Source organism: Wolbachia endosymbiont of Tuta absoluta (assembly GCF_059414725.1).
In genome coordinates this window covers 1-13,356 of the sequence record NZ_JBNRJY010000075.1, presented here as the reverse complement: position 1 = coordinate 13,356, position 13,356 = coordinate 1, and the positions used below count along the sequence as shown (strand labels likewise).

Annotated in this window: 13 protein-coding genes and 2 pseudogenes; 3 read left to right on the top strand and 12 right to left on the bottom strand. The window is 32.9% G+C overall.

Features of this window, described 5'->3' with window-relative positions; all coding sequences use genetic code 11:
* The 6 genes and pseudogenes from ACJ5GX_RS00875 to rseP form a co-directional block, all read right to left on the bottom strand.
* Positions 1 to 138 (bottom strand): annotated as a pseudogene (locus ACJ5GX_RS00875) (alanine:cation symporter family protein); the annotation flags it as partial.
* A pseudogene (locus ACJ5GX_RS00870) lies at positions 138 to 332 on the bottom strand (hypothetical protein); the annotation flags it as partial. The pseudogenes ACJ5GX_RS00870 and ACJ5GX_RS00875, both read right to left, overlap by 1 nt.
* A gap of 45 nt (positions 333 to 377) precedes the next feature.
* On the bottom strand, positions 378 to 809 hold the full coding sequence (gene fabZ / locus ACJ5GX_RS00865) for a 3-hydroxyacyl-ACP dehydratase FabZ (protein WP_052265001.1): 432 nt from the start codon (positions 807 to 809) through the stop codon (positions 378 to 380).
* A 4-nt stretch (positions 810 to 813) separates the two neighbouring features.
* Positions 814 to 1,374 (bottom strand): OmpH family outer membrane protein, encoded by a 561-nt coding sequence (locus ACJ5GX_RS00860; protein ID WP_052264996.1) that lies wholly within the window; start codon positions 1,372 to 1,374, stop codon positions 814 to 816.
* Complete coding sequence (gene bamA / locus ACJ5GX_RS00855) at positions 1,375 to 3,708, bottom strand: outer membrane protein assembly factor BamA (protein ID WP_052265000.1); 2,334 nt, start codon at positions 3,706 to 3,708, stop codon at positions 1,375 to 1,377. It abuts the gene before it with no gap.
* 7 nt (positions 3,709 to 3,715) lie between these two features.
* Positions 3,716 to 4,831, bottom strand: coding sequence for an RIP metalloprotease RseP (rseP, locus tag ACJ5GX_RS00850; RefSeq protein WP_007302416.1), 1,116 nt, complete (start codon positions 4,829 to 4,831; stop codon positions 3,716 to 3,718).
* Between the two features lie 99 nt (positions 4,832 to 4,930).
* Here rseP and ACJ5GX_RS00845 point away from each other — a divergent pair, with 99 nt between their 5' ends.
* Positions 4,931 to 5,197 carry a succinate dehydrogenase assembly factor 2 gene (locus ACJ5GX_RS00845; protein ID WP_019236875.1) on the top strand — a complete coding sequence of 89 codons (267 nt, stop codon included), beginning with the start codon at positions 4,931 to 4,933 and terminating at the stop codon, positions 5,195 to 5,197.
* On the opposite strand, the gene ACJ5GX_RS00840 is transcribed toward ACJ5GX_RS00845, so the two are convergent.
* Genes ACJ5GX_RS00840 through ACJ5GX_RS00830 form a run of 3 tightly spaced genes read right to left on the bottom strand, consistent with a single transcriptional unit; the run spans position 5,175 to position 7,486 of the window.
* On the bottom strand, positions 5,175 to 5,492 hold the full coding sequence (locus ACJ5GX_RS00840; protein ID WP_007302417.1) for a cell division protein ZapA: 318 nt from the start codon (positions 5,490 to 5,492) through the stop codon (positions 5,175 to 5,177). The two genes, ACJ5GX_RS00845 and ACJ5GX_RS00840, sit on opposite strands and share 23 nt — an antisense overlap.
* A 43-nt stretch (positions 5,493 to 5,535) precedes the next feature.
* Positions 5,536 to 5,814, bottom strand: coding sequence for an HU family DNA-binding protein (locus ACJ5GX_RS00835; RefSeq protein WP_007302418.1), 279 nt, complete (start codon positions 5,812 to 5,814; stop codon positions 5,536 to 5,538).
* A gap of 19 nt (positions 5,815 to 5,833) precedes the next feature.
* The gene (locus tag ACJ5GX_RS00830; RefSeq protein ID WP_052264995.1) at positions 5,834 to 7,486 is read right to left on the bottom strand and encodes a 30S ribosomal protein S1; all 1,653 of its coding nucleotides are present in this window, start codon (positions 7,484 to 7,486) and stop codon (positions 5,834 to 5,836) included.
* Between the two features lie 103 nt (positions 7,487 to 7,589).
* Here ACJ5GX_RS00830 and trmB point away from each other — a divergent pair, with 103 nt between their 5' ends.
* Positions 7,590 to 8,234 (top strand): tRNA (guanosine(46)-N7)-methyltransferase TrmB, encoded by a 645-nt coding sequence (gene trmB, locus ACJ5GX_RS00825; protein ID WP_007302420.1) that lies wholly within the window; start codon positions 7,590 to 7,592, stop codon positions 8,232 to 8,234.
* 208 nt (positions 8,235 to 8,442) lie between these two features.
* Here the strand turns inward: trmB and ACJ5GX_RS00820 are convergent, their stop codons facing one another.
* Both ACJ5GX_RS00820 and terL read right to left on the bottom strand, forming a co-directional pair.
* Entirely contained in the window at positions 8,443 to 8,964 is a 522-nt protein-coding gene (locus ACJ5GX_RS00820) for a pyrimidine dimer DNA glycosylase/endonuclease V (RefSeq protein WP_007302421.1), read from the bottom strand.
* Between the two features lie 122 nt (positions 8,965 to 9,086).
* Positions 9,087 to 10,484, bottom strand: coding sequence for a phage terminase large subunit (gene terL / locus ACJ5GX_RS00815; RefSeq protein WP_012481978.1), 1,398 nt, complete (start codon positions 10,482 to 10,484; stop codon positions 9,087 to 9,089).
* 61 nt (positions 10,485 to 10,545) lie between these two features.
* On the opposite strand from terL, the gene ACJ5GX_RS00810 reads away from it, so the two are divergent.
* Positions 10,546 to 11,643, top strand: coding sequence for an alpha/beta hydrolase family protein (locus tag ACJ5GX_RS00810; protein ID WP_052264664.1), 1,098 nt, complete (start codon positions 10,546 to 10,548; stop codon positions 11,641 to 11,643).
* A gap of 688 nt (positions 11,644 to 12,331) precedes the next feature.
* Here ACJ5GX_RS00810 and ACJ5GX_RS00805 read toward each other — a convergent pair.
* Positions 12,332 to 13,356 (bottom strand): ATP-binding protein (locus tag ACJ5GX_RS00805; protein WP_495292589.1); only part of this gene is annotated, 1,025 nt, incomplete at its 5' end.

Here is a 13,356-nt window from a genome sequence, read left to right as displayed (position 1 = left end):
GATCATCATCCAAGGTACCGCTCCTGGCCCTCCCATTGAAATTGCAATTGCAACACCAGCAACAGTTCCAAGACCTACTGTGCTTGATAGCGCGGTTACAAATGCCTGAAAATGCGTAATGTGACCATCATGATGATCGATCCCAGTGTCAAGCACTGGGATGAACACTGGGATGACATCGAAGAAGAAGCTGCTTTTTCTCTTGCTTCAACTAATGAATAAAACAAGCTTTCATCGCACGATTTTATGTAATCCAAAAACGCCTTATCTAACTTTATTAATTCACTACGAGTGTATAAGTTTGAAAATGAGATTTTGAAATTCAGTTGCATCTTTATACTATACAGTGTACATACTGTTTCTTACAAATGAAGATTTTATTTATTTTTTAATGCTGCTGAGATTATTGCTTCTGCAACTTTTTCTTCCTTAACATATGCAACACACTCAAATTTGTGTAGACCTAAACGCACACTTTGAATATTAGCTTGAAGAATCAATACGTCTCCTGGAGTAACTGGCTTTGTGAATTTTGCATTTTCAATGGATCTCAAGTAAACAACTTTATTTTCTATTGTTTCTTTACCGAGGACACATATAGCAGATGCCTGAGCTAAAGACTCAATTATCAAAACTCCTGGCATTATCGGATGGCCAGGAAAATGACCAATAAAAAATTGCTCGTTGAAAGTCACATTTTTGATTGCTTTTATACTTTCACCAGGTTCGCATTCTATAACCCTATCTACTAAGAGAAAAGGATAAGAATGTGGTAGTATTTTTATAATATCACTGATATTACATTGCATAAGTCTATTCAATGTTTTGCAAAGCAAATTCGGGTATTTCCTTGTTTACATTTTTTAATACTACATCCGATAAATCTACTTCATCCATAGAGTATAAAACTTGATTCTTTTTTGAAATAAATAGTACCAAATCTATGTTGTTTTTTTCTGCTGTTTTTTTAGCAACTTCTTTTATCTTGTTAAAGACACTTTCTACTGCTTCTCTATAATTTTCTTCTAAATGTGACATTTTCTTAGCGTAATTATCCCTAACACTTACAGTATGCTTACTAAATTGTTCTGTCTTTTCTTTTTTTGCTTCTTCTGACAAAAGGTCAAATTCTTCTTTCGATGGCTTAAATTTTTCTAACTCATTTTCAAATTCCTTCTGTAATCTAGAATTCTGCTCCTTTATTTGTTGTTGTATATTTTGCAGAGCCAGAGATTCATTGATAACCTTATCACTATCAATAATGGCAGCCTTTGTATTAAGCGTGCTCTGAGGTTGATACCCTACAAACTTATACCCCACAAATAAGGAAATAATTAAGGCAATAACTGATGTAAATAACTGTATATATTTCATTTAAATCCCCGCTTCAATAGAAATTTTAACGTTTGTCGATGGTATTATGTCATAAGCTTCCTTTACTAAAGGAAACCCAAAATCTAATCTAATTCTACCAAAAGGAGAAGGCATTGAAAAGCCAAAACCTGGTGATACTCTTATAAGCTTACTATCGTAATATTTCCCACTATATCTCTTCTTTTCATCTAAACCAAAAAGTGTTGCATAGTCAACAAATAGTGAGCCTTTGATACCAGCATAGTCGTATAATTTAGATAGTGGAAAATCTACTTGCTGTGTTAAATTAAAATAAGTTTTGCCTCCCAATGAGCTTTGATTTTTGTCTTCTGCTCTTGGTCCAATGCCGGAAAGGTCAAATCCTCTAATCTCATTACCCCCTTTAAAAAAGTGCTGGCCAATGTTTAGATCTTCATCGGTATAAGAAAAAATATGACCTGCTGCTACTTTAAAGCGCAGTGTTATATCATCATCAATTTTGCTTAATATAGGATGTGTATAAAAAGATAAGAATTCAGATTTTAGGAAATTTACATTTCCTCCCAATCCTGAAATATCCTGATTTAAGCGCAATAAATATCCCTCTTTAGGAGTATAGAGGTTATCCAGTTTATTGTATGATAACGTATATCCCACTGATGAAACCTGATACTCACCTTCTTGATCTCTTATTATCTCAGAGATATCCTCATCTTTTCCACCCTTATTGTCCATGTGTATGTGATTATACTTATAAGAATATTGAAAGGAATTGGTTAGATTTTCTGAGATTTTATATGATACTTTTGCTATTCCTCCCCAGTTGCAGGTATCGAAAGTAGTGTTTGGTTTGTCTTGTTTTTCATAAAAAACACCCATGCCTAGTGAAGTATCAGAGTCGTTAAAATTATTTTCAACAGCGTCTATACTAGTAGAAAGAACATATTGACTTTTTTCAAGAGCAAAAGATACTTCTTTACCACTACCAAATAAATTACGATCTGTGAAATCGGTTTTAACAAATACTCCACCAGGAAGAGACATACCACCTGTTAAAGATAACGAGGCAGTTCTTTTTTCTTTAACATTTAAATCAAGATTCACTGCATTGTCATCCACTGTATAACTATTTATTTTTACTGTTTCAAAGAAATCACTATATATCAATTTTCTACGTGATTTTTGGATCTCAGATGTGTTATATGCGTCACCTTCTGCCATGCTAAGTTTTCTTCTAATTACTTTATCTAAAGTGCGGTCATTGCCATCAATAGTAATTTGGTTTATATAAATCTTTTTACCTGGTAGCACTTTGTAAGTTACATCCACAATATTGTTATGTTGTGTATATTCTGGATTAACTTTTGCAAATATATATCCTTTTTCGCTTAAATGTTTACTTATTTTTTCTGCTGTATTGTTAATTTTAACTCTATTAAATATTTGATTATTTTCCTCTTTGATAAATTCTAATATTTCTTCCCTTAAACTTAAATCCTGAATCTCAGTTTCAATATCAACTTCATTATTTCCAAATAAGTATTGCTGCTTTTCATCAATCAAAAAAGTTAACTCTATTTGGTTATTATTATCAACCTCAACAATTGGTTGGATATTATTTTGAATATATCCCTTAGATGAATAGAAGCGATCAAGCAGTTCTGTGTTAATCAGTAGATATTGAGGTGAATAATGAGTTCCGCTTTTAAAAATGGCTCTAAATAACTTACTAAATATATCATTGCTATGCCTTTTGATAACTTGCTCTAACTCATTTGCTGAAAAGTTTTTATTACCTATAAATCGTAAACCCTTAATTTTAGAAGTTCTTCCTTCTTTTATCTTAAAAATTAGGTTTATCCTATTGCTACCAAGCTTATCTAGCTCATATGCAATTTTAACACCAATTTTACCACTGTTCCTATAAAGAGTAGCTAGATTTATTAAATCGTTTTGTAATTTTGTTTCAGTGAAAATAGTTAGTGATTTTGACTGGATAACGTTATTTAGCAACTCTTTACTGTTAAATAACTTATTGCCTTTCAATATTACTTTGTTAATCAATGGATTCTCATGAATTTTTACTACTAAGTTTTTTTCATCATCGATATAGGCGTTAATACTAGCAAATAACTTTGTTTTATATAAATCTTTTATAACTGAATCTACATCATCATCATTTATATGATTACCTGGTTCTAATTTTGTATAAAACCTTATTGTTTGATCACTTACTCGCTCATTGCCAATATACTTAATATTTTTTATCTGTACTTTTTCCTTATTTTCTAGAGCAACAAGTAGAGTGGGAAAAGAAATAAATATTATTATTAGTATGTGAAATAACTTTTTCATATGTATCTTAAAAAAGATGCCTAATATCATTTGTGATTGCAACTGCCATCAACAAAAACAGTATGGTAGCACCAAAAGTGGCTGCATATTTTTGATATTTCAAACTCAAATCTCTACGTATAACTGCTTCTATAATATAATGAAATAAATGCCCACCATCTAGTAGTGGTATTGGCAGCAAGTTAATTGCAGCTAAATTCGCTGAAATAATTGCCATAAAATATAGAACCATAATAAGTCCCTTTTTAGCTGATTGCCCTGAATATTTTGCAATTTTTATTGGCCCACCTATTTCATTTATACTCCTTTTACCAACAACAATTTGAAAGAGTGCTTTGATTGTTAAACACATAGTGTGGTAGGTTTCATTCACTGATAGGCTAGCAGCTCCAAGAAAAGATGACTGTTTTAACCCTATCATATTAATTGAGGTAATTCCTATAGTTTTTCTTTCTATTATGTTACCAAAGACATCTCTATCCTCAACTGTAAACGGAGTTAGAATAGTTCTGTACTCTTCGTTATTTCTGCTATACTTAATTTCTATTCTTGTTTCAGGGTTGGACATTATCACGCGTGAAATATCTTCAAAGTATTTTATTTTGTACTCATTGATCTGTGTAATAGTGTCACCTGGTAATAGGCCAGCTTGCTTTGCTGCACTTTCTTCAATTACATTACCAATTACTGGTGGAGTACGATAATAACCTGCCACGCTGAAAAATATTGTGAAGGCTATAACGGTAAATATCATGTTTGCAAAAGGCCCTGCAAAAACTATTGCTGCTTTTTGATATCGAGGTTTTGTATGGAATGAGTATAATTTTTCTTCTTCAGTTAATTTTTGTTGATCAACAGGAACGCTTGCTGCATTAGTATCCCCTAACATTTTAACGTAACCACCCAATGGAAAGGCACTTAATTTCCATCTAGTTCCAGACTTGTCGTTAAAACCAAAAATTTCAGGACCAAAGCCTATAGAAAAAGATTCAACTTTAACCTTGCATGCTTTAGCGACAATATAATGCCCACATTCATGCACGAATACTATGATAGAAATTATTAAAGAAAACGATAAAAAATAATATATTCCAGCGCTAAGTTGATGAGAAATTAATTCCACCTATGTTTTAAATCTTAATCAAACGTTGAGTATATTAAAATGCGCCTTGCTTGACAAGTATTTAGTTTAGTCTTTAAATTAAAAAAAAGTTTAATGACAATGATAGATATCTCCTTATTAAGAAGAAAACTGATGTATAGGAGTTGGCATAGGGGTTGTAAAGAAACTGATATACTTTTAGGGCATTTTGCATTGAAATATCTTGATAAATTTTCCTTAAGTGAACTAATTGAATACGAAAAAATAGTTGATCTTGATGATTGCGAATTATATTGTTACATAACTCGTAAGAGACTTCTCCCCCCTGATTTGAGTAGTGAGGTAGTCGATTTGATTGCTTCCTTTAATCACTTATGCACCCAATAATCTTGTTTACCCTATCTAATACTTCAGCATATTCTACTCTTTTTTCCTCCTTATACTTTTTGCATTCTTGATTTATTTCGTCTAATCGCTTTGTTAATTCTAAAATTTTGTCTTCGAGAGTCAATGCTGCAAGTAAGAAATTTAATGCATCTGAGCCCTTACCTCCAGTTCTTTGAGATATGGAGCTAACTAGCTTGTTGAAGCTATTAGCAAGTTGTAATAAATGGTCCTTCTTTTTACTTTCGCAAGATATTTTATATGTGTTATTATGTATAACTATTTCTACTACTTGCATATGATGCTATATTGTACAACTTTCAAATTTACAATATAGATTTTCATTCATTTATCAAGAGGGATAACTTTTTACTGCTACGAAAATAAGTTTTAAAGTATTGATGTTTTGCAACCTTCTGTGACGTCAAATTACTTGCTTCTTTCAAGTTATAGCTTCTAATTGAAAAAGAACCAAACCCCCTGATTTCAACTCTATTATGATATTTTAACGTGTTTGAAAACACTCGAAAAAAACTATCAACTATGGCTGCTATAATAACCTTATCTAACAAAAGGTTTTTTTTTGCCACTTTTGCTATTATATCAGATTTCGTTGCCATTTATATGAAGCACAAGAAGTTATTTGGCAGATAATATTATATTATATTTTTCAACACCTACTACTTCAACTTGTATTTTTTCTGATATAGAAAACTTTTTATTTTCTGGTAAATGCTCTTGATCTACTAAAAGGGTTACATTGTTCTCAATTTCAACGATTAGACCATTTTCCTCTCTCTTACTTACAGTAACCTGAATTTTATCCCCTACTTTAACTTTCTCTATCAGTTCTTCAAGAGGATCATACTCTATTTGTTTTACTCCAAGATAAATTCTTGTCCGATCTACGTTAGCCCTTATCACTTTTGCTTCTATTTCATCACCTACATTATACTTTTTTATCTCATCTGAATTGTTTTTCGACCAACTTAGATTTTGCATATAAATTGTTCCTTCTACGTCCTCAGATATCTCAGAATTATCAAAAGTCACAGATATTTGTGAACCATTGTTGCTTTTAACTTTACCAGAAACAATAGAACCAAGAGGATATTTATCAATAAATACTTGCCAAGGATTCTCTACGCACCTTTTTGTGCTTAAACTCATCTTATTTTTAATAATGTCAATACCGAGAATTTTTACATCCACTTCTTGTCCTATTGTTACAAAACTACTAATTGGTAAATTACTCTTGCTCCAAGTTATTTCTGATGAGTGTACCAAACCCGCAATCCCAGGTTTAATCTCAACAATGAATCCACAATCTTTTATACCCGTTACGCATCCTTTGTGTACGCTGTTAATTGGGCATTTTGACTCTAGATCTTGCCAAGGATTGTCTCCTAATTGTTTTACACCCAGGGAGATTTTTCCATTTTCTCTATCTATTTTTATAATTTTAGTTTTTATATGCTGACCACAAGAAAAAATTGCAGATGGATGACTTACATTACTCCAAGAGATATCTGTAATATGTAGCAGTCCATCTATAACTCCCACTGTATCTGATTCATGAATGCCAACAAATGCACCGTAGTGAGTGATGCTTTTTATTTTGCCTTCTACTACATCACCTTCATTTAAAGATTCTAAAAACTTAATTTTTTCACCAGCATGCAACTTCTCTAATACCAGCTTTCTTGATACTACAATATTCCCCTGCTTCTTATCCATTTTAAGAACGATGAATTTTTGTTCAGTTTCAATAAGGTGATTAGCATCTTTTATTTGCTTCAAATCCACATGACTCAGAGGTAAAAACGCACTTATTCCATCACCAAGATCAACAATAAAACCGCATTTAATTGAGCGTTTAATGATTCCTGTTACTTCATCTTTTGTAATTGCGCTTTCTTCCAATTTATTCCATTTTTCGTCTCTGATTGCTTTCTCACGACTAAGAACAACATTACCATGGTAATCTTCAATTCTTTCAACATAAACTCTAATTTTCGAGCCAACAGTGATATCATCATTACAACTGAGCTCCTTAATCAGAATTCTTCCGTCTGACTTTAAACCAACATCAACCACAATATCATTAGAATTTCTTCTTGTGATTATACCTTCTACCACATCTCCTTCTTTGATTTTGTTAGCAAAAGAATCTTCACAAAAGTCATTGTCTTGATTATCAAATTGATCTTGAAATATCTCTTCTATGAACCTATTTGATGATAGCCTCTTGATAGCAACTGTACTTTCCATACCTTTTAATTTTAACTTCATTAGAACTCATATATTATATAATATTAATAATTAGTGACAAGTAAATTCTCATTAATTCATTTCGAGAATTGTTTAAGCTATAAAAGATTAAGTTATGTAAGATATGTTATCTAGGAATAATAATTGGATTAGGTCATTTTCCAGAAGATCTAGGTTGAAGTTGAATGTTTTGGAGAAGTATTCTATTAAAAACAGCAAGGAATCTATAAAAAAGATCGTAGACTTACAAAAAAGAATACGAGTAGAAATAGGTTTCGGTAATGGTGAAAATATGCTCCATCAGGCATTCAATGAATCTGATCTATTATTTATAGGATGTGAGCCTTATTTAAAGGGGGTCTCTTCCTTGCTAAAAAGCATAGAAGCACACAGCATAAAAAATATTTTAATATGGACAGAAGATGCAAGAGAATTAATTGCCAATTTTCCTGACAACAGTGTTGAAAAATTCTTTATTCTCTTTCCAGATCCATGGCCAAAAAGAAGTCACAACAAAAGACGGTTAATTAATACGGAATTTTTAAATTTATTAGCAAAAAAAATACTTGTCACAGGTGAAATATTTATTGCAACTGATCATCAGGATTATGCAGAGTGGATAGAGTTACATATAAAGCAGTGTAATTTTTTAACCTATAAGGAAGATAGTTTTGCAAATTATACCCCAACAAAATACCACAGAAAAGCGCTAGAATATCAGCGTAAAATAAAGTTTTTTAAAGTAAATGTTATATCTAAACTGACTTAGATTTACCTCTGCTTGTTAGTACAGATGTGTACATGACACTCTATAGTGCAAGTAGCCTACCATATACTGGGAATAACAGTTTACTGAATTCTTTAATCTCACAAATAGAAAGATCAATAAACTTGATAAACATCAACATTATCAGCCAGCATTGCTTTTGCAACTTCAATTCTACCTTTTTTATGATCGGTTTGGATAATTTTATAACCTATAGCATTTTGTCTAGCAACCAATCTGGTGCTTCTCTACCTTTTTCCCACTTAGCAAATCTCATCTTTTCTTTTAGGTAATATTCTCTATATGCTTCTATTGGGTTATTACATTTATATCGATCAGGTAACGCTTGTGTAAAAGCTTGTATATCAGCTGATCGAAATATTAGCAAATCCTTGTTATTATCGCACCAATCTATAACTTCTTCGGATTTATGCGTTCTTTTGTATCGCAAGCTATATTCTATACACAATTCTTTTCCATGTTTTATTAACCAATCAAAGTTTCCTTTTGATTGTCTAGCCCATAAAGAACAAGGATGGTTTTTGTGAGTAAGTTTATATGGAACTTCTATATTCTGGTTTGTAATGCTGACTAAAGGATTTGGCTCTTTTAATGCTATTGAAAAAACACTGCTAAGCAATTGAGCAGTTTCTAGCGGCATTTTTACTATGTGCTTATCGCATAACATTTGTGCTGCAGTTACAGGATTTTCGTCTAATATAAAGATATTCATCTAAGCACCCAGAGATAGAATTTTTGCGTAGTATTTATTTCAATAAACCCTAAAATATCATTCAGAAAATGGATAAAACTCAGTTAAAAAAATTATACACAATTCCGAGGAACCTTTTCAAGCTACAATGAACGTATCGCTACCACTCTAGCAATATTATTTCTCACCCACTGAAGATATTGCACGGTACTGTCTACTTGATCGTCGTGACGGATTTCTGGAAACATTAAAATCTCATACTCAAAGTCGCTAAGCCATACTGCTTGGTTAGGGAGAAAAACCCGCTCAGATTCTATAATTGGGACAATTCGGTGAAATCGAGTTAATTTGTCATCATGTGGTACTATTTGAATAATAGGTAAATCACTGTTTTTCCTGAGCTCCTGAACCAATTGCTGACCGCTTGCTTTTGCTTCGATTAAAATTGCGTGTGGCTTCCACCTTGCAGCCAGCGACAGAACTTTCTCTTTAAGTTTTGGATATTCAAGTTTTGCGCGATATACATCGAGTAAATAGAATGTATTATCTACTTTTGTCCAGGTAGTGCAGACACTAAAGTCACTTGTATTGTTTGTTGAAATTGCAGTATCCCAACTTTGTGTTACATGCAAGAGGCTATCAGGAAAATTTTTATAGCGCTTCAACCACTCTCGTTTAATTATAGCACTTGAAAGTGGTAGAGGGTTTTGTTGGTATTGAGCAGCAAAACCATAACTCCCAAGTTCAGCTTTTATCATCTCAATTTCTTCTTTTCCTTCAGTTAGGGAATACAACAATTGACCTTCTTTTCTTGAGTATATTTCCTGTTCATGCTCTGGAATATGATTATTAACTGAATAAATAATCTCCTTATCTTCAGCTATTATTGGTAAACAGACATGATGCCATATGTTTCTTGGTTTACAGAGGAGGTGACCAGTTAAATCTTCTAAATGGAGTCTGTGCATCACAAGAACGATAACTCCTTTTTTTCTGTCGTTGAGCCTGGTTACTAAAGCCTGATCAAACCAGTTTGCAGCACGCTTTCTAAATGTTTCGCTCAAAGCTTGTGCGGGACTTAGTGGATCATCCACGATAATGAAATCTCCACCTTCACCGGTTAATGTTCCCCCAACTGATGTTGCAATCCTACATCCTCTTTGCACTGTTTGAAATTTATATTTAGTGTTTTGATCTTTGCATAATTCTACTTTCGGAAATAGCTCTCTATACCAATCAGATTGCATTATGCACCTGGTATCGAGTGAGTGCTTTTCGCTGAGGAGCCGAGAATAACTTGCAACTATTATTCTTGCAGTTGGCTGATTTCCGAGTATCCATGCGGGCCATGCAACACTTACACAAATAGACTTCATTGAACGCGGAGGCATATTGAATATTATTCTTTTCACTTCACCTGAACTTGCCGCTTCAAGCCTATCCGCTATGACTTTTATATATTGATAATCATTATACTCACACCCCGGTACTACCGTTTGAAAGCATAATTCAATGAATTTTAAAAAGTTTATATTGTTCATAAAATTGAGATTTTGTTGATTTTTTAAGATTTTTTTGTATAATTATAGTGAGAGTTAAAATATGAAAGAAACAAGAGAGCAAACTGAGAGAGAATTTATAAAAACTCAAAACGGGATAAAAATAGAGACAATTACGCTTCTTGGTAAAAATCAAAACAATAATCGAGGTGAAAAACATCTGATATACTTTATTGGTGGAAATAGAGCGTTAAGCCCTGGTAAAGATTATTCCCAAAATTGGAATTGGGCCACAGAGCAAGGGATAACTGTACATCTTTTTAATTATCCTGGACTTGGTTTAAGTAAAAACAGTTCATTGATACGTAGCAATAGAGTTAAATCTGGTATAGCAGTTGTAACTAACTTATTGGAAAAAGGTATAAAGCCAGATGATATCATATTGTTTGGAGACTGCCTAGGTGGACATGTGGCTGCAGAGGTTCATAAAAATTTTAAGTATAAGGATATACATTTAAGATGCATCGTTAGCAATGCTGCAAGTTCACTTAAACAAGCTTCTCTTTATTATTTTGGATTCATAGCAAAATTAAAAATTTTTCTTGCTCCGATAATCAAATTGGTACTAAAGATTTTTGGCTGCCACTGGAAGACATATAAAATCGTAAATTCAATTACTCCTTATACAATGTACTTTAATCGAGAGGGAGATAAAACGATAAAACAGCCAGCGCAACTTGCAACAGAAATAGAAAAAATAGATCAAAGCGGTAGAAGAAAAGATTACCAAAAAAAAGAAGTATTTGAAGATTTTGAGGAATATGAAGAATTTTTCAAGCAGTATACAATATTAAGAAAAAATGATGAATATATTGATCCTAAAAAAGCTGAGAAAGATATACATAAATTGCCAATTACGTGCTTAAAATCTTCCAACAAAACTGATTACACTTTTCCTGAGCTGATTAATTTATATATTCAAGCGACAGATGAATATTTTTCTAAACATGGCTCACTAAATAATGAAGAGAAAGTTAAAGCATTTAAAGAAAGTAAATTTTATAAAGATTTTTCAAGCTGTAAAAATTCAAAGGACTTTTTGCATAATTACATGAAGAAGCAAGAGATGTCATTTCAGCATGTGACAATAGAATCTGGGGAAAAAAGACCTTTCTTAACAAGTCAAAGAAGTCTAGGGTAGCGAGCTTTAAACTTTTGACGCATATGCTTTTTTCAACATTTTAGCCATCTGTATCTGTTCAGATGCATGCAAATATTGAAACCAGTGTTTCTTTTCTTGTCATCCGAGTACTGGGATCCAGAAGAATTAATTGTGAACAAATAGCTATACGATATTTTCAATGAAGTTACAAAAAAGCTGGATTCCACACTGGAATGACACCGTCATAAACTGCTAGGCCTTCATAATGTCATTCCAGTCCTCATAGTGTTTATCCCGGCCTTCATAATTTCATCCCAGTGTCCTCTTTCTCTTATCATCCCAGTACTTGATACTGGGATCCAGATGCATGGCTAATGCTGAAACCAATACTCCCTTTTCTTGTCATACGAGTACTGGGACCCAGAAGACTCAGGTAATAAGAACTAGATTCCAGCGCCACGCGCTGGAATGACACCGTCATAAACTGCTAGGTCTTCATAATATCATTCCAGTACTGGGATCCAACTAAATTGGTGAACACTTTACAGCATTTTTGATAGAAAGAACTAGATGCCAGTGTCAAGCACTGACCATTTTTTCCTTAAGTTTTTGCAGCTTGCGTTCTATTACAAAACCACCGTGGTACTAACGAGTGGCAAAATGATAGCAAGTTTTAAATTTTATTTTCAATAACGAAATTTGGCACATCTTGCTACACTTCCAGTTTTTATTGTACAAAATGGGCTTCTGTCGTCTGTGTCTGACATGAAGCTAATGTTATTCTCCCTCTTTCTTGTACTGGATTTAGCTTTTGAAACGCGTGGTTGAAATCTTCCTTACTCACTACCTTGGACTTTCTTTCAAGAGCAGCGTATATTTTTGCTTCATTAACTAGTTGTTCTAACTCAGCTCCAGAATAGCCTTCTGTTTTTTCTGCAATATCTTGAATATTTAGCCTTCCATCAGTTTTTGTATTTTTGGTATAAAGCTCCAATATCTTTTGTCTCGTTTCCACATTTGGATTAGGTATATGAACCCTTTGACCTAAGCGTCCAGGCCTAATAAGTGCTGGATCTATCTCATTGACCAGGTTAGTTGCACCAATTACTATTATATCTTTTCTGCTCTTAAATCCATCTATTTCAGTTAGTAACTGTGTTAAGCTCTCTCGACAGTGGTAAGCTGAGTTATTAGCGGTACTTCTTTTTTGGGCAACTGCATCTATTTCATCTATGAATACTATACAAGGAGAATATTTTCTCGCTACTTTAAAAAGCTCGCGTACAGCATGTGCACCATGACCAATATATACTCCAATAAGTTCTGGACCTGAGATACTTATAAAATTCATATTTGATTCACCTGCAATTGCGCGGGCGATAAGTGTTTTACCATTTCCAGGAGGGCCGTGCAGTATATAACCTTTTAGTGAGTTAATACTTTCACTTCCAAACATCTCACGCATTTCTTCTGTCATTTGGTTACAGCAAATAATCTGCAATCGTTGTTTTAAGGAATCGTCAATTATAACATTAGCAAATGTTGTTTTATTATCTGAATTAGCTAATTCTATTTCTATAGGCAGCTCTACTTCCTTCATTTTACTAAATATTTGATCATATATAAACCAAGCGATAAAAAAGAAAACAGTGAGTAACACAGAAGGCATAGCTTCGCTAATATAATGTGCAGCCAGCTCATATCCTTTACTGAGAAACATTGTATGCATATAGGCAAACAAAAGAGCAATAG

Bases quoted from the DNA above. Each gene is read 5' to 3' on its own strand.
- bamA (WP_052265000.1), bottom strand. From the start codon at position 3,708: ATGAAAAAGTTATTTCACATACTAATAATAATATTTATTTCTTTTCCC.
- fabZ (WP_052265001.1), bottom strand. From the start codon at position 809: ATGCAATGTAATATCAGTGATATTATAAAAATACTACCACATTCTTAT.
- ACJ5GX_RS00810 (WP_052264664.1), top strand. From the start codon at position 10,546: ATGAAAGAAACAAGAGAGCAAACTGAGAGAGAATTTATAAAAACTCAA.
- trmB (WP_007302420.1), top strand. From the start codon at position 7,590: ATGTTATCTAGGAATAATAATTGGATTAGGTCATTTTCCAGAAGATCT.
- ACJ5GX_RS00845 (WP_019236875.1), top strand. From the start codon at position 4,931: ATGATAGATATCTCCTTATTAAGAAGAAAACTGATGTATAGGAGTTGG.
- ACJ5GX_RS00820 (WP_007302421.1), bottom strand. From the start codon at position 8,964: ATGAATATCTTTATATTAGACGAAAATCCTGTAACTGCAGCACAAATG.
- ACJ5GX_RS00830 (WP_052264995.1), bottom strand. From the start codon at position 7,486: ATGAAGTTAAAATTAAAAGGTATGGAAAGTACAGTTGCTATCAAGAGG.
- ACJ5GX_RS00840 (WP_007302417.1), bottom strand. From the start codon at position 5,492: ATGCAAGTAGTAGAAATAGTTATACATAATAACACATATAAAATATCT.
- terL (WP_012481978.1), bottom strand. From the start codon at position 10,484: ATGAACAATATAAACTTTTTAAAATTCATTGAATTATGCTTTCAAACG.
- ACJ5GX_RS00835 (WP_007302418.1), bottom strand. From the start codon at position 5,814: ATGGCAACGAAATCTGATATAATAGCAAAAGTGGCAAAAAAAAACCTT.
- ACJ5GX_RS00860 (WP_052264996.1), bottom strand. From the start codon at position 1,374: ATGAAATATATACAGTTATTTACATCAGTTATTGCCTTAATTATTTCC.